Annotated in this window: 17 protein-coding genes; 5 read left to right on the forward strand and 12 right to left on the reverse strand. The window is 69.9% G+C overall.

All coding sequences use genetic code 11. The features are described from left to right. The 4 genes from ACH4UM_RS38370 to ACH4UM_RS38385 all read right to left on the reverse strand — a co-directional run. The coding region (locus ACH4UM_RS38370) for an ALF repeat-containing protein (protein ID WP_398190227.1) at positions 1 to 343 on the reverse strand (343 nt) is incomplete at its 3' end. Positions 344 to 518: 175 nt separating this feature from the next. Beyond that, a complete protein-coding gene (locus tag ACH4UM_RS38375; protein ID WP_398190230.1) occupies positions 519 to 2,069 on the reverse strand; it encodes a trypsin-like serine protease in 1,551 nt (516 codons plus the stop codon). Positions 2,070 to 2,145: 76 nt separating this feature from the next. Beyond that, the gene (locus tag ACH4UM_RS38380; RefSeq protein ID WP_398190232.1) at positions 2,146 to 2,760 is read right to left on the reverse strand and encodes a hypothetical protein; all 615 of its coding nucleotides are present in this window, start codon (positions 2,758 to 2,760) and stop codon (positions 2,146 to 2,148) included. A 261-nt stretch (positions 2,761 to 3,021) separates the two neighbouring features. Further along, positions 3,022 to 3,429 carry a hypothetical protein gene (locus ACH4UM_RS38385; RefSeq protein WP_398190235.1) on the reverse strand — a complete coding sequence of 136 codons (408 nt, stop codon included), beginning with the start codon at positions 3,427 to 3,429 and terminating at the stop codon, positions 3,022 to 3,024. Between the two features lie 8 nt (positions 3,430 to 3,437). On the opposite strand from ACH4UM_RS38385, the gene ACH4UM_RS38390 reads away from it, so the two are divergent. Together ACH4UM_RS38390 and ACH4UM_RS38395 are read left to right on the forward strand one after the other, a co-directional pair. Then, entirely contained in the window at positions 3,438 to 3,578 is a 141-nt protein-coding gene (locus tag ACH4UM_RS38390; RefSeq protein ID WP_398190238.1) for a hypothetical protein, read from the forward strand. Between the two features lie 244 nt (positions 3,579 to 3,822). Continuing rightward, positions 3,823 to 4,890 carry a hypothetical protein gene (locus tag ACH4UM_RS38395; protein WP_398190241.1) on the forward strand — a complete coding sequence of 356 codons (1,068 nt, stop codon included), beginning with the start codon at positions 3,823 to 3,825 and terminating at the stop codon, positions 4,888 to 4,890. 238 nt (positions 4,891 to 5,128) lie between these two features. Here ACH4UM_RS38395 and ACH4UM_RS38400 read toward each other — a convergent pair whose 3' ends face one another. The 3 genes from ACH4UM_RS38400 to ACH4UM_RS38410 all read right to left on the reverse strand — a co-directional run bounded on the left by ACH4UM_RS38400 (position 5,129) and on the right by ACH4UM_RS38410 (position 7,038). After that, positions 5,129 to 5,332, reverse strand: a complete 204-nt coding sequence (locus tag ACH4UM_RS38400) for a hypothetical protein (RefSeq protein ID WP_398190244.1) — start codon at positions 5,330 to 5,332, stop codon at positions 5,129 to 5,131. A 435-nt stretch (positions 5,333 to 5,767) separates the two neighbouring features. Beyond that, positions 5,768 to 6,439: a hypothetical protein gene (locus ACH4UM_RS38405; protein WP_398190246.1), complete on the reverse strand. Its 672-nt coding sequence runs from the start codon at positions 6,437 to 6,439 to the stop codon at positions 5,768 to 5,770. Next, the gene (locus tag ACH4UM_RS38410) at positions 6,436 to 7,038 is read right to left on the reverse strand and encodes a sigma-70 family RNA polymerase sigma factor (RefSeq protein WP_398190248.1); all 603 of its coding nucleotides are present in this window, start codon (positions 7,036 to 7,038) and stop codon (positions 6,436 to 6,438) included. The genes ACH4UM_RS38405 and ACH4UM_RS38410 overlap by 4 nt, the downstream gene beginning before the upstream one ends. A 591-nt stretch (positions 7,039 to 7,629) precedes the next feature. On the opposite strand from ACH4UM_RS38410, the gene ACH4UM_RS38415 reads away from it, so the two are divergent. Beyond that, a complete protein-coding gene (locus ACH4UM_RS38415) occupies positions 7,630 to 8,034 on the forward strand; it encodes a hypothetical protein (protein WP_398190250.1) in 405 nt (134 codons plus the stop codon). A 509-nt stretch (positions 8,035 to 8,543) separates the two neighbouring features. Here ACH4UM_RS38415 and ACH4UM_RS38420 read toward each other — a convergent pair. From ACH4UM_RS38420 to tap, 4 genes are all read right to left on the reverse strand, one after another. Beyond that, positions 8,544 to 10,205: an oxidoreductase gene (locus tag ACH4UM_RS38420; RefSeq protein WP_398190253.1), complete on the reverse strand. Its 1,662-nt coding sequence runs from the start codon at positions 10,203 to 10,205 to the stop codon at positions 8,544 to 8,546. A gap of 102 nt (positions 10,206 to 10,307) precedes the next feature. After that, positions 10,308 to 11,318, reverse strand: coding sequence for an IS630 family transposase (locus ACH4UM_RS38425; RefSeq protein ID WP_398190256.1), 1,011 nt, complete (start codon positions 11,316 to 11,318; stop codon positions 10,308 to 10,310). Between the two features lie 428 nt (positions 11,319 to 11,746). Then, positions 11,747 to 12,304: a telomere-protecting terminal protein Tpg gene (gene tpg, locus ACH4UM_RS38430; protein ID WP_398190258.1), complete on the reverse strand. Its 558-nt coding sequence runs from the start codon at positions 12,302 to 12,304 to the stop codon at positions 11,747 to 11,749. Between the two features lie 6 nt (positions 12,305 to 12,310). Next, positions 12,311 to 14,497, reverse strand: coding sequence for a telomere-associated protein Tap (gene tap, locus ACH4UM_RS38435; RefSeq protein ID WP_398190261.1), 2,187 nt, complete (start codon positions 14,495 to 14,497; stop codon positions 12,311 to 12,313). 116 nt (positions 14,498 to 14,613) lie between these two features. Here tap and ACH4UM_RS38440 point away from each other — a divergent pair, with 116 nt between their 5' ends. After that, on the forward strand, positions 14,614 to 16,443 hold the full coding sequence (locus tag ACH4UM_RS38440) for a zeta toxin family protein (protein WP_398190264.1): 1,830 nt from the start codon (positions 14,614 to 14,616) through the stop codon (positions 16,441 to 16,443). Here ACH4UM_RS38440 and ACH4UM_RS38445 read toward each other — a convergent pair. After that, complete coding sequence (locus ACH4UM_RS38445; RefSeq protein ID WP_398190267.1) at positions 16,410 to 16,685, reverse strand: hypothetical protein; 276 nt, start codon at positions 16,683 to 16,685, stop codon at positions 16,410 to 16,412. The two genes, ACH4UM_RS38440 and ACH4UM_RS38445, sit on opposite strands and share 34 nt — an antisense overlap. Positions 16,686 to 16,890: 205 nt before the next feature. Between ACH4UM_RS38445 and ACH4UM_RS38450 the strand changes: the two genes are divergently transcribed. Continuing rightward, positions 16,891 to 19,563 (forward strand): tetratricopeptide repeat protein, encoded by a 2,673-nt coding sequence (locus ACH4UM_RS38450; RefSeq protein ID WP_398190409.1) that lies wholly within the window; start codon positions 16,891 to 16,893, stop codon positions 19,561 to 19,563. The last annotated feature ends 61 nt before the right edge of the window (positions 19,564 to 19,624 follow it).

A 19,624-nucleotide genomic window follows, 5' to 3' on the forward strand; every position in this document is an offset into this window, starting at 1 on the left:
CCTGCTGGAGGTAGGTGCCGCCGACACTGGCGACCTGAGCGGTAGCGACGCGTTCGTCCTGGAACTGGATGTCGGGGGCCTGAGCCAGGAAGTTCTTGACGTCGTCGTCACTGCCGACCAGAGCGGCCTCGGCGGCGGCGCGCACGCCGGTCCCGCCGGTCTCCCACAGCCGCACCACCTTGGCGCGGTCGGTGTCCGGAAGCGCACCGCCGGTTGCGGTTGGCGGTGGGGTTGCGTCGGCTCTGGCCGGGGAGGGTGCGGGTCCCAGCAGGCCCAGTACCAGCGCGCTGGGCAGCAGGCCCAGACACAGCGCGCGGACCGCGTGCTGTGCCCCTGCCGCCACGCGCCGCGGGCGTCGTGGATGTCTCACTGCAGACTCTATTCGTCTCATGTTTTTATGGGGGGTTGTGTGCACCGGCTCGCACACGGACCTGACTGATCACAGGCCCGTGCACGGCCGGGCCCGAGGGGCGGCCCATCGGTGTTCCGCGGATCCGCCCCTCGAACGCTGTGGAACGTCAGTTGGCCGGTACGAGTGGTACTTCGTTGTGCAGGCCCTTGGCGTCCACGCCGGTGAAGAGGCTGACGTGCCCGTCGCGCCAGCGGACGAGGATGTCGTTCGCGGCCGTGTTGGCGGTGAACGCGCCCGCGGCGACCACGGCGGCGTCCTTCCACTCCGAATTCCTCGGGCGGACCCTGATCTCACCGGGCAGGGCCTTGCCGGTCAGGCCCGGGTAGAGGGTGGTCTCCCCGTCGACCCAACGCACCAGCAGGTCATCGGTGGTATTACCGGTGAAGGACCCCGTGGTGAGGTTCTCGGCGTAGGGCCAGGTGGTGTTCTTGGCGATGATCTGCGTCTGCTTGCTCAGCCCGTTGGCCGCCAGATCAGGGAAGACGGAGACATGGCCGTCCTTCCAGACGGCCAGCAGGTCGTCGCGGTGGCCGCCCGGGGTGAAGCGGCCGCCGGTCAGCAGCCGTGCGTCGCCCTTCCAGGCGGGAGTATTCCGCGGGGCGAGTTGCTTCTCACCGTGGAAACCCTTGGCGTCCACGGTCGTGTACTGGGTCATCTCGCCGTCGTTCCAGCGCACGACGAGCCCGTCCGTGCCGCCACTGGTGGCATTGACACCGGTGATCGAGACGGCATGAGTCCAGATGCTCTTACGGGGCGCCAGCTGGTACTCGGCGGCGAACGGATGCGCGGCATCCTGGCTGTCGCCGCCCTGGTAGAGGGTGACCTCACCGTCGTCCCATAGGACGATCAGATCCATACGGTGGCTACCGCCCGCGGATCCGCCGGTGTAGTAGCCGGCGGTCATCTGCACGGCATCCTTCCACGGCGCGTTCGCGAAGGTGGTGCTGTAGGCGACCTGCTGGACCCAGCCCGCCAGGTCGTCGACCCGGGCCGCCACCGCCCCGGTACGGGTCTCGGACGCATCGGTGCCCAGACAACCGCCCTGCCAGGACCGGCTGCTGACACCGACGACGGCCGTATGACCGGCGGCGGTGCTCAGCACCGGACCGCCGGTGTCACCCTTGCAGACCGCCGCGCCATCCGACTTCCCTGCCAGATCGACCGTGGTGGCCCCGACGTTCTGGGCGGTGAAGGCGGCCGCGTGCACCTGGTCGGGCACCCACTCCTCGTGCGTGCGGCCGTAGCCCGCGGCCTGCACCTCGTCGCCCACACCGGGTGCCGTGTCCGCCACCGGGATCGGGGTGATACCGCTGACGGGTTTGGCCAACTGGGCCATCACCACGTCCCGGTCCGTACGGGGCGCGAGGTTCACCACCTGCTGGGCGGTGCCGCCGATGGTCGCCGTCGTCTTCACCTTCGGATCGCCGGGGGCAAGGGGGCTGCCCGGGGTGTCGGTGAAGCAGGTCGCTGCCGTCAGCAGCCACTGCGGAGCCACCAGGGTGGCCGAACAGCCGCGCTGGCCGCCGATATCAAGCCGTGCGGTGGCGATGGACACCGCGTCAGAAGCCTGCGGGCCCGATACGGCGGCCGCGGGCGTGCCCGACAAGGCGGTCACAGCCAGCGACGTAGCGGCGATCAGACCGGAAGTCCGCGCCATGCGCGGACGAAAGCCAGACATGAACGTTCCCCGTTCCAGTACAAGGTCGGTGAGAAGGCAAAGGCAGATCGGCCGGTCAGCCCGTGACGCGCAGTTCCACCAGAACAGTGGACGCACCCCCGGCGGTCCCCTCACCGACGCTCTGATAGCCGTTCTTCGCCACGCTCACCGTCTTGACCGGCGCCGACGGGTCACCCTGCGGCTTCAGATCCGCGCTGATCGGATGATCAGCGGTCTCCAACGCAATGACGTGCGGGAGCTCCAACGTGAGATAACCAGTCTTGGCGACGGCCCTGAAGCAGTAGGCGCCCTGCGGGTTCCCGCCCTGGCCCTGCACGGTGAGGACCCTGATCTGCCGGGCCGATTCATCACACGCGGCAAGGGTGATGTGCCCGTCCCCCTTGATCAGCCTGATGCCCTTGTCATGCTGAATCTGATCCGCATTCGGGTAGGCGAAGTCCTCCACCGCGGACGGCGGCGTGTCGTTTCCCGACGGCGGCTGCGGATCCGCAGAAGCGAGCATCGGCGTGCCCGCCAGTGCCAGAACGGCAGCAAACCCCGCGAGCGGGAGCATCCTGCGGATGCAAGGAGTCACCCGGATTCCTTTCCAGGTACGGGTGACGGCATGACGGAATAACATCTGCAGCCCCCGGTGCACACAGACGTAAAGCAAAAATAAGTGGTCGACCATGATCCTAAAACGACGTCAGAAGTAAACCAACGTAATAAGACTCACACACAACCCACGGAACCTACACCACAGATTCACAGTCAGGGCATGGCCCCTAGTGCCACCGAAATGACACATCACCCACCAAAGATCGCGCGTCGGGCTGATACCCAGAACTGGCGTCATAGTTGCCCACTAAATTTCTTTGGGTGCGTATCTTGCTCGGGTGACTCGTTGGGGTGGTTCGGTGGGGTTTGCTGTGCCGCGGGCCACCTGAGGTTCCTACTTTCGGCGGTGAGTCGTTCGCTGCCGGAGCGGACACCGGTTGGGGGTGGGTGGGATCGTGCCGTCGTGGTTGGCTGCGTTGGAGTCCAAAGAGAGTGCGGCCCGGTCGCGGGCCGAGGAACTGCGTGAGCAGATCGCCAAGTTGTCCGGGGCGTTGACGCTGGTGGAGACCGGGCTGTCCCGGTTGCAGATCACGCGGGAGACGATGACCGAGGTGCTGGCGGACAGTCCGGGCCGAGCGGCGCCGGTTCCGGTCGCGGATGTGGAGTTGGCGGTGGTGCCGTTGGCGGAGCTGGCTCCGGTGCTGCTGGCAGCCGAGGCGTCCGGGGATGCGACGGTGACCTCGGAGGCGTATCGGCGGGTCCTGGTGGTCTTCGCCCAGGCGCCGGGCCCGCTGCGCTGCAAGGACGTGTGTGTCGGGGTGGGGGCTGGGGACGGCGGCGAACCACATCGAGGGGATGCGGTCGAAGCTGAAGCGGCTGGTCGAGCGCGGGATTCTGGTGGAGGCCGAATCCGGGTTGTTCGGCCTGGCCTCCCGCGACGGTGCGCGGTGAGTGGCGTGGCGGGGGCCGGATCCGTCGGTGTCCCAGCGTGCGGGCCCGGGTAGCGCTCCGGCAGGAATCGGCATGGAGGGGGAAGAGCGTGGGGAAGGCGAGCCGCGGCAAGAAGCAACGCAGCCGGGACACCACCACGACATGGAGCGCTACCCGAGCCGCGCGCGCAGCACACCAGGCCCGGACGGACACCCAAAGGCTCCTGCGAGACAACGCGTGGGTCCGATCCATGATGGCGTCGAACGTGAACACGCGGATGGCAGAGCTGCGCACGGTACTCCAGCACAGCGACGTGCCCGAGGAGCACCACAAGGACATGGCGTTCGCGCTGATGCTCGGCAAGCAGGGCATGCGGCCACCCTGGCCAACCGGTCCAGTCGAAACGGCGCGGTGGCAAATCCAGCAGGTACTCAACGTCCTGGCCGACGCCGAGGTGCTCGTCATCTCGCCGGCGGCCCACGCGGCGGTGATGGCTGCAACCGCCACCCTGGAGCCTGCCGACGTGGCCACCCTGGACCGTGACAGGGACCTCGCCATTCCGACGGGCCTGCTGGTGCTTCCCGAACCGGTCGTCGTGGCCAACCGGGGCGGATCGCTCTCCGACATCCGAGCCTTCGGCTGGCAGATGGTCACCCAGTCCCAAGTGCTGCCCGAAGCCCAGTACCCGGGAATCCAGCTCACCTGCTTCATGGACCGCGACGGCCCCGTCCAGCCCGAATCATGGCGCCTCGCCGTCGCCCAGGCGCGTGCCACGGGCGCACCGCTGCCCCCACTCGTACCGGACGGCGTCTACGGGATGCGGGCCGACGGCGCTCTTACAGCCGAGAGCAGCGAGCGTCACGCCGCGCTCACCGAGGAACACCGCCGACTGCACACCGCCCTGAACGAGGTCGCCCAGTACAACGTCATGCCGCCCGAGGAGGGCCAGTGGGACGGCGGGCGCATCGAAGACGTCTACGACGACTTTGCCGTCCGCTACGCCTTCGCCTTCTGGCGGCTCTCAACCCAGGGCATCACCACGATCACGTCCCCGCCAGACCAAGACGGTCCCGCGCGCCAGCTGCGCTCCGCCGCCAGGCCGACCGACCCGGACGTCCGAGTCATCCGCCTCGCCCACCAGGTGCCCGAACAGCGCTCGGAGAAGAGCGACACCAGCCGGGTCTATCACCACCGGTGGACCGTGCGGATGCACAAGGTGCGCCAGTGGTACCCCAGCACCCAGGAACACCGGGTGATCTGGCGCGGCCCCTACATCAAGGGCCCCGCCGACGCCCCCTTCATGGTCGGCGAGAAGACGTACGCGGTGGACTGAGACTCCCCAGGTCACAGCATGCGCATACGCGCAGACGCTCAAGGCCCGGAGCGCCGTGAGCGTCCGTCGCGCGCGCCATTGGCTCTGCCCATGCCGGGGGTGTACACGTGGCACGGCACGCCCTCGGCCAGAAGATCACGGCTTGTTCTCCGCGCTTCCTGGAGAACACCGCCCAGACGTTCCGAACGGCGGGTTGCCGAGGATGTGGTGGGCCCCAGGATGGGACCCACCACAGGACTCAGTGCCGGGTCTCCCACCAGATGATGATCAGGGACACGGCACCGCTGCCGAGCTTGTACGCGGCGCCTTGAAGGAACTCACCCGGGATGTTCCCTCCCAGCTGACCGATCCATTTCCGCAGATGACGGATGGTTTCGGCGTGCCGCCTGACCCAGCGGAACGGGTGCTTTGGCGGGCGTTTTTCGTTACTCTCGTCTTCCATACGGAGTTCCTCTCGTTGACAGGCGTGCTGGAACACCGCGCAAGGAGCCCTCCCAACTCAGAGGCCTAGGAAACCCGTTGGGGATGCAGGGCTCCTTTTGCGTGGAAAGCAGTCTAGTGATGGGTGACTGACACACGGTCCAACGAAGAGCCAGACCCTGTGGACTTGGTGGACGTCCTGGACTCGGCGGGACTGTGCGGGACACAGTGGACGTTGGCGAAACTCGGAGTAGGAAAAGCCCAGGTCAGGGAACTGCCCTGCAGGGGCTGTGAGCTTGGCCATACATGACCGTGATGCGTCCGCACTCCTCTTTCTGCCCGGGCGGTGAACGTCCGTGTTGTCGAACACCGGCAGTCACCGGCGGTAGGGCATCGTGAAGCCGTTGAGCACCAGGTGCCGGATGTAGATGAGGGCGGGCGTGCAGGTCCTCGCTGCTCATCGGCGGGTGAAGTCGTGCAGCAGGTCGGCGAGGCGCTGGTCGGGGCGCTGGACGATAATGCAGGAGTCGGTCTTCTCGGTGGCCAGGCGGTCGACCTCCATCTCAAGCCCTCCAGTGGGGGCGCTGGCGAGGCTGGAGCCGGTCCTGCGGACGTACAGTGCGACGGCCTCCAAGGTGGAGAGGAAGGTGTCATCGGGGGCTTCGGAGTCGAGGACATCGTCGGTGACCACGTGCAGCCAGTGCCGCGTCTCTCGCGTCTCGCCGAGAGCGAGATGGTGCAGGTGCAGGCAGTAGGCGGCGGCGCGGTGGCCGGCCCCGGCGGCGAGCTGCCACCAGAACTGGGCGCTCTCGCGGTGGTCGGTCAGGTAGAGCAGGCAGGCGAAGACGAGGGCGCCATCGACGTCCAGGTGGCTGTCGTCCGCGCGGGTTCCGGGTTCCTGGGCGAGGCGGTCGACGTGGTCGGCGGCGTCGGGCTTGTTGAGGATCCAGCGGCACACCACGGACAGCCGCTGCCCGGCTTCGGTGGCGCGGACGGTGTCCGGGTGCGGCTTGGCTGTGGCGGCGGCCGCGTCGGCGGCGAGGCGGCGCAGGGCGGTGCCGACGTCGAAGCCGTCCCGCGGTCCGGTGGGGATACGGGCGTCGGCGAGAAGTTCATCGATGGCGGTCACTGTCCTGCCCCCTTCTTGTGCTTGCCGGGTGCCGCGGGCAGGCCCAGCCGGCTGCGCAGGCGTTCCTTGCCCTTACGTCCGTGGTAGTCGACGGTGCGAGTGTCCAGGCCCATGTAGCGGGCGATCCGCTTGGTGGGGTAGCCCAGCAGGTGACGCAGGACGATCACGGTGAACTGCCGGGTGGGCAGCTCCAGGATCGCCTCGTACAGGCCGTCGGCGCTGCTGTTGAGCTCCAGCTGGCTGCGGACCGCCTCGAGGTTCATCGCTATCGGACCGTTGATGAGGAAGGCCGGCGGGCGACCGTCCCCTTCGAGGCGGCGGGTGACGCCGCGGTGCAGCACGGCGAGCGTCTGCTGCTCGAGATCGCCCTGCTGCAGCAGCTCGTCCCAGCCTCCGAGGATCTCCAGGAACACCTGGTGGACCACCTCTTCGGCGGTGCGCCGGCTGCCGAGGTGGATCTCCGCGAAGTCGTGGAAGAACTCTTGGTGCCCCAGGTAGAAGCCCTCGAAGTCCAGCGGCAGTTCGGGCGGGGCCTGGACGGGCTGGCCGTGGCCGCCGTCCTGAGGCGATACGTCAGTGGTGACGTCGCCGTTGCCCATGCGGTCCTCCAGGCGGTGAGCACCGGTCCTCTCCGTTGAGGCCGGCGGGTTCGGACGCAGGCCACCAACTGGTCTGCGTGAGCGCCTCGTTGGGTCGGGCTCTCACGCACCACCCTGTCGTTTTTCGGGTCCTGAAACTCATGGGGCCCACGAAAACCGTGACTGTGCGATCTTCTCCATAAACGGAACGTGATTGCGATGTTGGCTCACACATTCGGAAATGAGGTGTGACCTGCAGCGGTGCAGGCAGGCCCGGAAGTTCTCATTTCAAGAATCGTCGGACTCGTGGCACAGCTCACAGGTCTTCCGGTAGTGCGTGGAAATCTCGTGAAGCGCAAGCCGTCACAGGTGGCCGTGTACGCGCAGAACCGTTCGCCGTCACCCGATCGAGGAAGTCCGGGAGTTGCGGGCGAACGCGGCGGTGCGGTCCGGAGGCGGGCCCTTCTACTCCGGGTGGAACAGGCGCTCTGGCGTGTGCGGGCCTGCGGTCAGTACGTTCCCCGTGGCCAGGCGACTGAGGGGGGACGATGAGCGAGCGGGGCACAGTGCGGGCGCTGCGGATCGCGATGTGGGTGCTGATCGTGGTCGGCGTTGCCGCTGTACCTGGTGTGGCTGGTGCAGGTCTCCTACCGGATCGGGCAGAGGCTTCCCGAGGACGACACCAGCCGGTGGGCGCCGGTGGTGCTGCTGCCGCCGGCCGCCGTGGTGTTCTGCGTGATGGCGGGCTGGACCTGGTGGACGAGCGTGGTGGCGCGCTCCGGCTCGCCGCTGCGGGAGCGGTGGGTGCTGGCGACCCTGGCGTTCACGTTGGTGACGTCCATGTTCTGCGGCGTGGCCGGGGCGGACGAACCGTCGGTGTCGGTCGGCCTGCTGAGCCTGGTGGTCACCGGGCTGGGGATGGCCGGCCTCTTCTTCATTCCGGCCGCCTGCTCCCGCCAGCTGCCGGACGTCGTCCGTCGGCGCTCTGCCCCCGCGCCAGGCGACTCGGGCGCGTAACCGGCACCGGGGGCGGGCGTTGGGCACGTCGACGCGTGCATGCGACTGTGCGCCCGAGTTGACCAGTTGAGCACCTCACCTAGCCACCGTGAGTTCCCGGTCGGCTCCGAGATCGTGGCGCATAGTGTCACGAAGTCGAGTGAGCGCAGTCTCGTACTCGGCTCGGCCACCCGAGTACGCCTCGTCCCCAGCGAGGGTGCCGGCCGCGGCGAGATCCCGCATGTCACGTAGTCGGCGGAAAGCGTCCTCGGAGGCGACGAATACGTTCGATGCGGCCGTGATCGACATCTGGTAGCGCACGCCGTAGCACGGAGCGAAGCTGTCGCGGGCGGAGCGCTCTCGTTCGACCAAGTCCGCGGTCTGGTTGCGCGCCAGGCTACGGAAGTCGTTGCGGGCCTGAGAGAGGCACGCGAGGTACTCGCTGTATAGGACACGTCGTGCGCTTACTGAGGACGACGGTTTGATGTCATCTCCTGACTGGTGCGCCAGCCGCAGAGAGACCTGTCATCTCAAGGCCGCACCAGGGTTCGTGTGACCCCCGCGAACAGCGTCGTGGCCAGCGTCCAGCCACTGATGATCAGCACATAGGCCAGCACCTGACCGGACCCGCTCGGATTCCACGCGCCTGATTGACCGAGGCTCACCACCGGCACCAATAGGTCGAGCGTGTAGGCGACCGCGTTGAAATGCGGGCCGCCCGCGCTCATCGGTGCGGGGCGGTGGGACGCGAAGTAGACCGATCCGGCGGCGAGCAGGCCCAACAACCACAGCCCCGCCAGCCACGGCCGATACCCGTACCCGACCGTTGCGTCCTGGAGAAGGCCCCACACTTTCGCTGGCACGCCCGCCGCCTCACGTCGCTGCCGCTGCTGAGCCAGCAGCACCCGCCGCGACTCGCCGTCACGCCCCACCGCGCGGTAGCGCGCGGCCAGCTGCTCATAAGGCTGGGGCTGATACGCGTCACGAGCCAGCCACTTCAGTCGCGTTCCGGCCGTCGGCAACGGCATCAATTCGTCATACACGAAGCCGTCCAGGCGCAGCTGGGCGGGCCAGGACGCGGCGGCGTCCTCGAACGTCGCAGTCCGTGCCCGCCGCAGGTCCAAGCTGTGCGCGGTGAATCCCGCGTTGCAGACCATCGCCCCCTCGACGCGCGCGCCGGAGACGTCGAGCGTGCTCAGTTGCGCACCGCTCAGCGTCAGCGGCCCGACGACGCGGGCCGAGTCGAGCCGGACCGCGCCCGAAGCCGTGAGGCCCGACAGGTTGACTCCGCCTTCGACCGAGATGTGGTCTGCGCGCAGCGCCGTTGCGCCGCGGTCGTCTACCAGGTCGGCGTCGGGCAGCATGAGCCCGCCCTTGATCGTGGCGCCGCTGAGGTCGACGCCGCCGGTGACGGTGAACCGGTTCTTTGCTCGGGTGTTGCCACGACGGGCGAAGATGCCGGTGTCGACGCGCAGGCCCTGCGCCAGTAGTGCGGGCGTGGGCGGGCGGTTGGGCTCCTCATGGGTGATCCGGGCGCCGTCCAGGTGCAGGTAGCCGCCGATGCGCGCGCCGGGGAGCCGGAACTGTCCGTCGACGACGACGTCGTGGCAGTACATCGCGGTGTCGACGACGAGCAGGTCGCCGTTGACGGCAGTGCGCGGCGGTGTCCAGTCGGCGTGGGGGTCCGGTGGTTCGGGCGGGGGCGCGGTGATCGTGGTCCCACTGATTTCGATCTCGTAGACGCGTGCCGCGTAGAGGTTGAGCCGGTCGAGGCGGCATCCCTCCATCTGCAACTCGCCGCGGATCTCGGCGCGGTTGGCCTCCAGCACGGTGAGATAGCAGCCGCGCAGGCGCACGCTGCGAGTCTCGGCTTCGGCGAGGTCCAGGCCGTCATCGAAGCAGCACCGCTCGAAGTCGAGTGCGTAGGGAACTGTCATGTGGGCGAGCGCGAGTCGCCCTATGACACGGACGCCGGCCAGCTTGACGCCCGCGCCGCCGTTCGCATGAGGCCCGTTGCCAGTCAGCAGCGCGGTGATCACCTCGGCGCGAATGTCGCGGGTGCGCGGCCAGGACTCCGCTTGGTCGGGTCCGTCGTCGGGTCCGGAGCGCAGGTCGACCAGGGCACCGGTGGGGAAAGCGTGCCAGAGCCGCTCCTCGGTGGTCGTCAGCGTGCTGATATCCAGGCTACTCACGGCATTTGAGCATCGCCGCGCTTGATCGATGACGCAAGGGGATTGCCCGCTGTGGCCGGACGGTCGCGGCGGGCAAGTCTCCGACGACGGTGTTCCGCGAGGTCATGGCGGTGGCGGGTTGAAGGTCAGGCCGGTCTCCGCGACGATGCCGTTGAGGACGGCGGACCGGTACTGAAGGCGCTTGAGACGGTTGCGGATCAGCGTCTCCAGCGCATCGACGCTGAGCGCGGCCAGGTTGGCCAGGCTGCGTTTGACGTGAGACCACACGCCCTCGACCGGGTTCAGGTCCGGGGCGTAGGCCGGGAGGAGCACGACGGTCAGCCAGGCCCGTCCGGCGATCATCCGTTTCATGGTCGCCGAGATGTGGGTATTCAGCCGGTCCCAGACCAGGACGATTGGGGCTCTCAGCTGCTGGTGGGCGGCGTCGATCAGCCCGATGTAGTCGCGTTCGGATAAGGAGCGTCGCTCGTTCTTGCGGCGGCGGTGGATGCGCAGCCGGTAGAACAGTCTCGTGCGCGCCCCGGGACGGACGGCGATCAGTCCGGCGATTGACACACGCCCGGAGCTGCGCCCGGCCACCCTCACGATCGGTGTCTGGCCCCGCCGTCCCCAGGTTCGGCCGCGCGGCGGCGTCAGATGCTGGCCTGCCTCGTCCTCGAAGCAAACGAAGGCGCCGAGCGCGGCCTGTGTCCTTATCGCAGGCCACGTTGTTTCCTTCCAGGCGGCAATCGCGATCTCGTCGCGCTGGGCGGCCCGTCGCGCCGGCATCTGCGGGGTGAAGCCGAGCCGACGGATCAACCGGACTGCAGCGTCGGCGCTGTAGGAGACATGGAACTTGCGGCCGATCAGCTTGGCGACCCGAGCCCCGGTCCACACCTGGTCCTCGTCCCAGCCGAACGCCGCTGGGCCCTCATCCAGCATCCGGGCCAGCTTGGCCTGCGACTTCGTAGTGAGCTTGCACCGCTGCCCCAGCGGGCCCCTGCTTGCCAGCGCCGCCGTCCCGCCGCGCTCAAAATCAGCCCTCCACCGGTACACCGACCGCACCGTCACCCGCAGCCGCTCGGCGATCTCCGAAGACGTGACGTTCTCGGCAAACATCGCGGCCGCCCGCATCCGCAAAGCCTCGCGGCGCCCCCGCCCCGCGGCGTCCAGCCCGCCGCCTTGCGCGTATCTCACACCAACGACATAGCGCCGTCAGGGCCGTCCGTCAGCGAACCTCGGCGAGATGACATCAAAGCGCCGTCGTCAGTATGAGGCGGTCATCCTGCTCCCGTCGCCAGCGACTGCGGTCGAGTAACGCGGCGGAAGCGGTCGCGATTAAGGCGCCGACTACGGCACTGGCCAGTGTTGTCCAAGGCATGGCCAGAGGGTAGGACGCGTGCCAGCATGCCAAAAGCGTGCTGAACGTCGAACGCTCAGCCAGCCAACTGGCCGCGTGAAGTGCTCAGTCACAGTGCATGAACATCCAACCCGGGCGGATACGCGTGAGGCCCCGCACGGCGCTTCTGCGCTGGTGCGGGGCCTCGTTGGTGCCTGGCCTGCTACAGCTCGATGCCGATCTGCTCGATGTCGGTGAACTCCACGCCCAGGCCGTGCGCGCGGGTGTTGTTGGCGCGGAAGTACATCTGCGCCAGGCCCTCGGCCGCGATCTGCTGGAGTTGCTGCTCGGTGGCGCCCTGCTCCCGCGCGGTGAACAGCCGGTCGGCGTAGACGGGCGGCAGGGCCTGGGTGATGTCGCGGATCCGGGCGTCGTCGGTGGTGCCCGGCGCGGCGGTGAACCCGAACCGGGCGCGGGTGGAGACGACCAGGCCGCCGGTGGAGGCCGCCTTCTGCCTCGCCTTTGCCCGCACCTGCGGCTGCCAGCGCTTCTTGACCTCGCGCTCTATGCGCTCGCGCAGCTCCCGGCGGGGCCGCTTGAGCTTGCCCACGACGTACCGCTCCACGGTGCGCTGGGAGATCCCGAGCGCCTGGGCCGCGGCCTTGGTGCCCTTGAGCTGCTTGACCAGGTACTTCATCTGTGCCTGGGCGCTTTGCGGGATGCGGCGGGTGAACGCCCCCTCCAGTGCGCGGTCCAGGCTGTCCCCGAGCGAGTCGACCATGACCTGCTACTCCCCTTCTCCGGCGCTCTGGTCGGTCTTGATGAGGTTGGCAATGTTGAAGACGCCGCCGCGTTCCTCGAACTGGGCTTCCGCCCACAGAACCGTCTGGGTGCCTTGGTGCTTCACCATCCCGGGCGAGACCCCGAGCCGGAAGCCGCCGGGCACCGGCTTGCCCTCGGGCGTGTGCGGCAGGACGTCCAGCGGGGACGGGCCGGGCGAGGGGTAGACGATCGCGTCGGTGCCGATGGCGACCGGGTACAGGTCGGCGGCGGCCGCCGTCTTCATCAGCTTGCGGTGCAGGCCGACGCGCTGGTTGGCCAGCACGGCGGCCCGGATGTCGGGGCGCCACGTCTCCCGCTTCAGCGCCGGGTAGGGCTCGTAGTAGGGCACCTGGCCCCGGCTGCGCTGCCGGAGCTTGCCGATAGCGCCCTTCGCCGTCGCCTTGATCGCGGTCTCCAGCAGCGCCATCGTCGGGTCGACCTGCTTGCGCCGCGCCATCGCGTCCAGGAACTCCTGGCCGGCGAGGTCGGTGGTGACGCCCATGTCGGCCATCGTCTCCACGTACGCGTCGCGCAGCCGGTTGTACCAGGGGTCCAGGTAACGGCCGGACTCAAGACGTACGTGCGCTTCGATCGGCGCGACGTCGAACCCGAGCTCCTGCGCGTACGCGACGGTGGGGGTGGCGTACCAGGCCGGGCCCGTGGGGCGGTCGCCCTTCGGCGTGAACGGCGAGGGCAGCAGGTCGGCGTCCAGGGTGCGCCCATCGATCTGCACGCGGGACAGGTCGACGTGGCTCAGGTCGACCAGCCACGAGCCGGGGACCTTGGGGTCGAACGCCGGGTTGCCGGTCAGGTGGGTGGGGGCGCCCAGGCCGACGGTGAGGCCGTTGGTGGCGGCGGCGAACGCCATGTTGACGTCGATCGCGACCAGGTACGGCAGCATGCACTCGTCATCGGTCAGCGGCCGGCACCAGTCGTACGGCTCCTCCATCAGCATCTCTGCCGGGGTGCGCAGGTGGTGGCGCTCGAACTTGTCCTTCAGCTTCGGGTGCTCGTCCGGGACCTCACACGCCACGGGCTCGTACACCGCTGTCAGGGCGTCGGCGTTGAACGCCCGCTCGAACTCGCCGGTGGCCTCGTTCTTCTCCGCGCGGGTCGGCGGGCGCAGCGCGGTCATCAGCTCGAGGCCGGTCGTCGATGTGGTGCCGCGCGGCGTCATCACCCGCTGCGCGTACGTGCCCAGGTATCGGGCGAGGTCGGCCGGGTGCATGGACGGCAGCTGCGGGTCGTCCTTCTTGTCCCACTCCCGCGCGTCCAGGGCGTTCCAGGACGGGATGCACAGCTGCACGCAGCGCCGCCTCGAGCCCTCCGGGTCGCGGAAGACGCGCGCCCACGGCCCGAACCCGCGCTGGGTGAGCTGCAGTTCGGCGCGCTGGATCTGCTTGACGACCTTGTGGCTGTCCTTGAGCCGGCCCGCGCGCCGTTCCTCGTCCGACAGCGTGGCGGGCAGGCCGTAGCGCTCCAGCGCGGCCGGGGTGAGGACCAGGATCGGGTCGGCGTCGCGGCCGTTGCGGTGCAGGCGGGCCTGACCGAGGTGAGCTTCGGCGATCGTCCAGTCGACCAGGGTCGGGAGGGACTTTGCGGGCACGTCCAGGACCAGGCCTCCGACGCAGTATGCCGACACCTGCCCGTCCTCGCAGTCGACGACGGCGAGGGGGCCGTTCTCGAAGCGTGGGTCTACGGCGGCCGCCGTGGTCTTCTTCGCCGCCGCCTTCTTCGCGCCCGGGCGCCGCGACGTCGACGTCGGCCTGGTGGTGCTCGCCGCCGGTCGGGCGGGCGGCTTCGCGGCGGCCGACGCCGACGGAGCGGGGGCCGCCGGGGCGGGTTCGGCAGCGAACGTCTCCGGGACAGCGGGCTCGCCGGGTGCCTCGTTCTTGGGGGCGGGGAAGCGTGCGGCCAGCTTCTCCAGGAGCTTGGCGTAGGCGGCGCGCTGCGGCGGCCGCGGTTCGGTCCGGCCGGCCTCCCAGTTCCCGACCGCCTCACGGCGCGTGTCGAGAGCCTTCGCGATCTGGGCCTGGCTCAGCCCGGCAGCCTCGCGTAGACGCCTGCGCTCGGCAGGCGGCGGCAGGTCGTCTTGGGCGACCTGTTCCAGCAACGCGTCCACGTTGCTGAGCAGTTCGTTCTCAGTGGGCACAGAGCTCACCTCCACTAGACACCCTACACCAATCGCGTATTGGATCGCTCATTGATTCGCGCATAGATCGCTCATGGTGTTACGTTGATCGCGCAGGACAGGAGACAGGAGGCGTGGTGCCAGGACGAGATGGGGACTCGGTGGTGCTCTCCGAGCAGGAAAGCTTCGACGTGCTGCACCGCGTGATCCTCCCGGCTGCGACTCAAGACGCCGTCGCCCAGCCCCGGCCGGTCGTGGTCGTCGTCGCCGGGCAGCCAGGCGCCGGTAAGACGTGGATCGCCGACCTCGTCCAGGCGGTGTTGGACCGGCGTGGTGGCGCGGTGCGGGTCGGCCGGGACCTGTACAAGCCGGTCCACCGTCACTACGCCCACGCCCTGGCGGCCGACGTCCGTACGGCCGGAGCCCTGGTGCGCCCCGACACCGCGCGGTGGCAGGCCGCCGTCGAAGCCCACGTCCGCGAGAAGGGCTTCGACGCCGTGGTGGAGTCGGCGCTCGCCGACCCGGACGACTTCCGCGACTCCTCCACCGCCTACCGCGCGGCCGGCCACCGGATCGAGGTCGTCGCCGTGGCCACCTCGGAGGCCTTGAGCCAGCTGGGCATCGTGGACCGCTTCCTCACCGAGGCCGCCACCGGCGACGGCCGGTACGTGTCCTGGGAGAACCACGACAGCTGCGCGAAGAACCTGCTGAACACCCTGGCCGTCATCGAGGCCGAACAGCTCGCCGACCGCGTCACCGTCGTACGACGCGACGGCACTCTGCTGTACGCCAACGAGCTCATGCCCGACGGCGACTGGCGTCGCCGCCCCGCGGCGGACCGGGCGGTGCGGGTGGAACGGGCGCGGCCCTGGACGGCGCCCGAGACTGCCGTCTTCCGCCGTGAACTGGCCCGCACCGACCGGCGCGTGCACACCGAGCTGACCGAAGAGGACAGGCGCCTGGCTGTACAGCGCGACAGCGAACGCGCGGCCGCCTGGTCCGAGCCGGTCCGCCGCACCGCACAGCCCACCCCGGTGCCGCCCGGGGTCGCCTACCACCGGCTGTCCGCCGACGAACACCGCTGGATCTTCGACGAACTGATCACGCCGACCGTTCTGGCGAACGTCACGCCCCGGGACGATCCGCGCGCCGTGTACGTGATCGGCCAGCCCGGGGCGGGCAAGCTCGCGGCCGCCAGGATGGTCCGGCGCGCGATGCGGCCCGGCACGACCAAGCTGGTCGGCGATGACTTCAAGGCCGCACATCCGGACTACCGGCAGATGCTCCGTCAGGATCCCCGCGGTGCCGGCGCGGCCATCCGCACCGACTACAAAGCGTGGTTCGCCCAGGCGGAAGAGTACGTGCGCACGCGGCGCGGCGACCTGCTCATTGAGTCCGCTCCGGGCGGCGCGGACGATGTCCTCAACAGCGCCCTCGCCTGCTCCCGGGCCGGCTACCCGGTGGAGTTGGTGGTGCTGGCCGTGCGGGAAGCGGACAGCGGCCTGGCCACTGCCCTGCGCTACGCCCGGGCCCTGCAAGCCGGAATCACCGGACGGTTCACCACACGCGCCGGGCACGACCGCTGTTACCGGGCCGTCGCCGACCTCACGGCCGCCGCCGAAACCCACCCGGCCATCACCGCGGTGACGGTGATCCGCCGCGACGGCCACGCCCTGCTGCGCCAGGAGCAGCCCGCCGCACCCGGCCGGGCCTCATGGGCGCTGACCGCCGAACGGCGGCGCCCCTACACCGAGCAGGAGGCCGCCCACTTCATCCAGCTCTACCAAGGACTGCGCAAGGCCCTGCCCCAGCACCGCGACGAACTGGACGGCATTGCCGCCCTGGCCCGCCCCCTGATGCCCGCCGGGTTCCAACGTCTGCGGATCGCCGCGCACCGCCCGGACATACGGCTGCTGCCCCTGCCGCGGACGGCCTACGACTCCAGCTCCCTCAGCCGCGCCGCGTAGAGCGCAGCAAGGCGGTCCTCCTCCTGCGCGTCGGCGTCCTCCAGACGCTGCAGATCCTCGTAAGCGGCCGTACGGCCCGCTGTCAGCTGCGCGAGGCGCTCCTCATCGGGCAGCGGGGACCGCCGCTCGGCAGCGATCTGCTCGGTGTACCAGTGCACTACCTCCTGCACGATGTCGGCCGCATGCTGGTCCTCGCCCCCGCCCAGGCCGGAGAAGTCGGGCTCGTCTGGTGTACCGGGCATGGCAACCCCCTCATTGTTCTGATCTTGATCGGATGGGTCATTGTCCTCCCGGCCCACCTGCCCGGTCCGGTGCCGCCACGGCGCCCCGAGGTCCGGGCAGGTCTGAATCCGTCGCCTGGCCGGGCCGTGGCAGCGGGGCGGACTCCCCAAATCCCGCAGGGCGGGCATAGGTTGACCTGCGAGTGATCATTTTTCGGGGGTGGATGTGACAGGCGGCCGGGATCTCAGGGCACTGTTCAGCACGAACGACCGCAGCGTGCAGGCCGCGGAGGCGTTCACGAACCGGCAGACGCAGTGGGAGACGGTCGCGGCCGCGCTCACCCAGCACCTTCAGCACGTCGGTTCCCCCGGCTTCGACCCCGAGGACCTCGAGGCGCCCCGCAGTCACGTGCTCGTCTTCCACGGCGTCGGCGGCATCGGCAAAACGACCCTGTCCAGGACGCTGGAGGCGGCGCTCGCTGACGCCGGACGCCGCCCCGCCCAGTGGGGCGCGCCGGGCTGGCCGGCCGACCGGATCCTGCCCGTACGGATCGACCTCGCCCGCTCCGCCGGCACCGACTTCGAGCAGATCGTGCTGACCATCCGGGCCGCCCTCACCAAGGTCGGGCGCCCACTGCCCGCCTTCGACCTGGCACTGCGCCGCTACTGGGAGGCCAACCACCCGGGCGAGCCGCTGGAGGAGTACCTGCGCCGCGCCGGCCTCGGCTCCCGGTTCGGGCAGGCGCTGCCGCAGCAGATGCAGTCCGCGCTCGCCGATGTCGCCCAGGCGCTCATGCTGCCCGGCACCATCGGCTCGGTCGTCGGCCAGGTCACCGGCGCCCTCATCGGCGCGCTGCGCGAACGCCGCCAGACCGTACGCGCGCTCGCGGGCTGCGCCCGGCTGGCGGACCTGCTGGAAGCCGAACCCGACCTGGACGCCCTGTCCTTCTACCCGCACCTGCTGGCGTGGGAGCTCGCCCGCCTCCCCGACGGCAAGAAGGTCATGCCGGTCGTCCTGCTCGACACGTTCGAGGACATCGGTGACCGCACCCGCCGCGACCTCGAGCGGCTGATCCAGCGGACGGTGTGGCTGCTGCCGAACGCCTTCTGGGTGATCACTGGACGCTCCCGCCTGCAGTGGGCCGACCCAGCGCTGCAGGGCCAGCTCGACTACACCGGCCCCGCAGCCTGGCCCGGCCTCGCCCACACCGCCGTGCCTGCAGCCCGCACGCCCACCAACGCCGGCGCTACGCGGCAGGTGCTGATCGGCGACTTCTCCCCCGAGGACTGCGACGACTACCTCGCCCGCCGCCTCACCCGCGACGGCCAGCCCCTGATCGGCGAGACCATCCGGCAGGTCATCACCGCCCGCTCCCACGGCCTACCCCTGTACCTCGATCTGTCCGTCGCCCGGTTCCTCGAGTTGCGCCGCAGCGGCCGCGCCCCGCAGCCGGCCGACTTCGACCACGACTTCCCCGCCCTGGTCTCCCGCACCCTGTCCGACCTCACCGCCGACGAACGGCACGTCCTGCGCTCGGTGAGCCTGCTGGACGCCTTCGACGTCCCCCTCGCCACCCGGGCCGCTGGCCTCGCCCAGGAAGGCCCCGCCCAGCGGCTGACCGAGCGGCCCTTCGTCCGCGCGGCCCCCTTCAGCCTGTGGCCCTTCCACCTCCACGGCCTGATCCGCTCCGCCGTACGCAACGCCGAAGACACCACCGACGACCGCTGGACCGAGACCGACTGGCAGCAGGCCGCCCAGCGCGCCTTCACCGCCCTGGGCGAACAGCACCAGGCCGCGCCCGGCCCGGACCGGCTCCTGCTGATCGCCTTCCTGCGCCAGGGCCTGCGCCTCGCCCGGGACCACCGACTGGACCTCGGCTGGCTCACGCCCGCCGCCTGGACCTACGTCAGCGACTCCGTGTGGGAACCCCTCGCCCCGCCCGACACCGACAGCACGGGACTGGACACGGCCGCCGACGCCCTGGTCGAACTCCTCAGCGCGCTCGCCCGCCGCCAGCACCAGCACCGCTCGCACACCGTCGCCCGCCTCACCACGGTCATCGACAGCCGCCTGCTCCCCGACGACCTGCACCACATGGCGTTGTACTACCGGGCCAAGGCCCACCGCGACCTCGGGGACAGCCCGGCCTCCCGCGCCGGCATGCAGGCCGTCGCCGACGGCCAAGGCCGCCTCGCCCCCGCCGCCCGCCGCGGACTCGCCCATCTCGCCCGCATGGCCGGCGACTTCCCCACCGCCCTGGCCACTGCCCACACCCTGGGCTGGGAAGGCCGCCACCACCGCGTCGAAGGCGACATCTGGTGGCCCCACGGCGACATGGACCGCGCCGCCGCCGCATACGCCGCCGCACGCGACGAAGCCGAACACCACGGTGTCACCGGTGAGCGCGGCAACAGCCAGGCCCACCGCGCCTTCGCCCTGGCCTTCACCGACCCGGCCGCCGCCGACAATGAACTTGCCCTCGCCGAGCAGCTCCTGGCCGGAGTGGATCTGCGCGCCACCACCCTGATCACCCATATCGCGGCGCTCGCCCGCGACGCCGGCCGCACCGACGCCGACATCGACGACCGCGCCCAAGTGCTGCGCATCGAGATCCGTACAGCGGGCGTGACGTACACCGAACTCGCCCTGGACCTCGCCCTCGCCTTCCACCACGCTGTTCGCGACGACCAGGACCAGGTGGCCATGACGATCGCCCGGCTGCGCGAGAACACCCGCGGCGGCGACTTCGCCTACTACAGCGACATCGCCGCCTTCATGGCCGGCCTCGCTCCCCATCAGACGTCCGGCGCCCGATGGATCGACAGCGAGCTGGCCACTCGCGAGCGCTGGCACGCCCTGGTCATCGCCCGCCGCCACCACCTCGGCACCCACCTGTGACCAGGCGCGACGGGGCGCCCCCCTGGCGCGCGGCGAGCGTGCGGCGGCCGGTGCATGTCAC

Source organism: Streptomyces sp. NPDC020801, assembly GCF_044334385.1.
GTDB lineage: Bacteria > Actinomycetota > Actinomycetes > Streptomycetales > Streptomycetaceae > Streptomyces.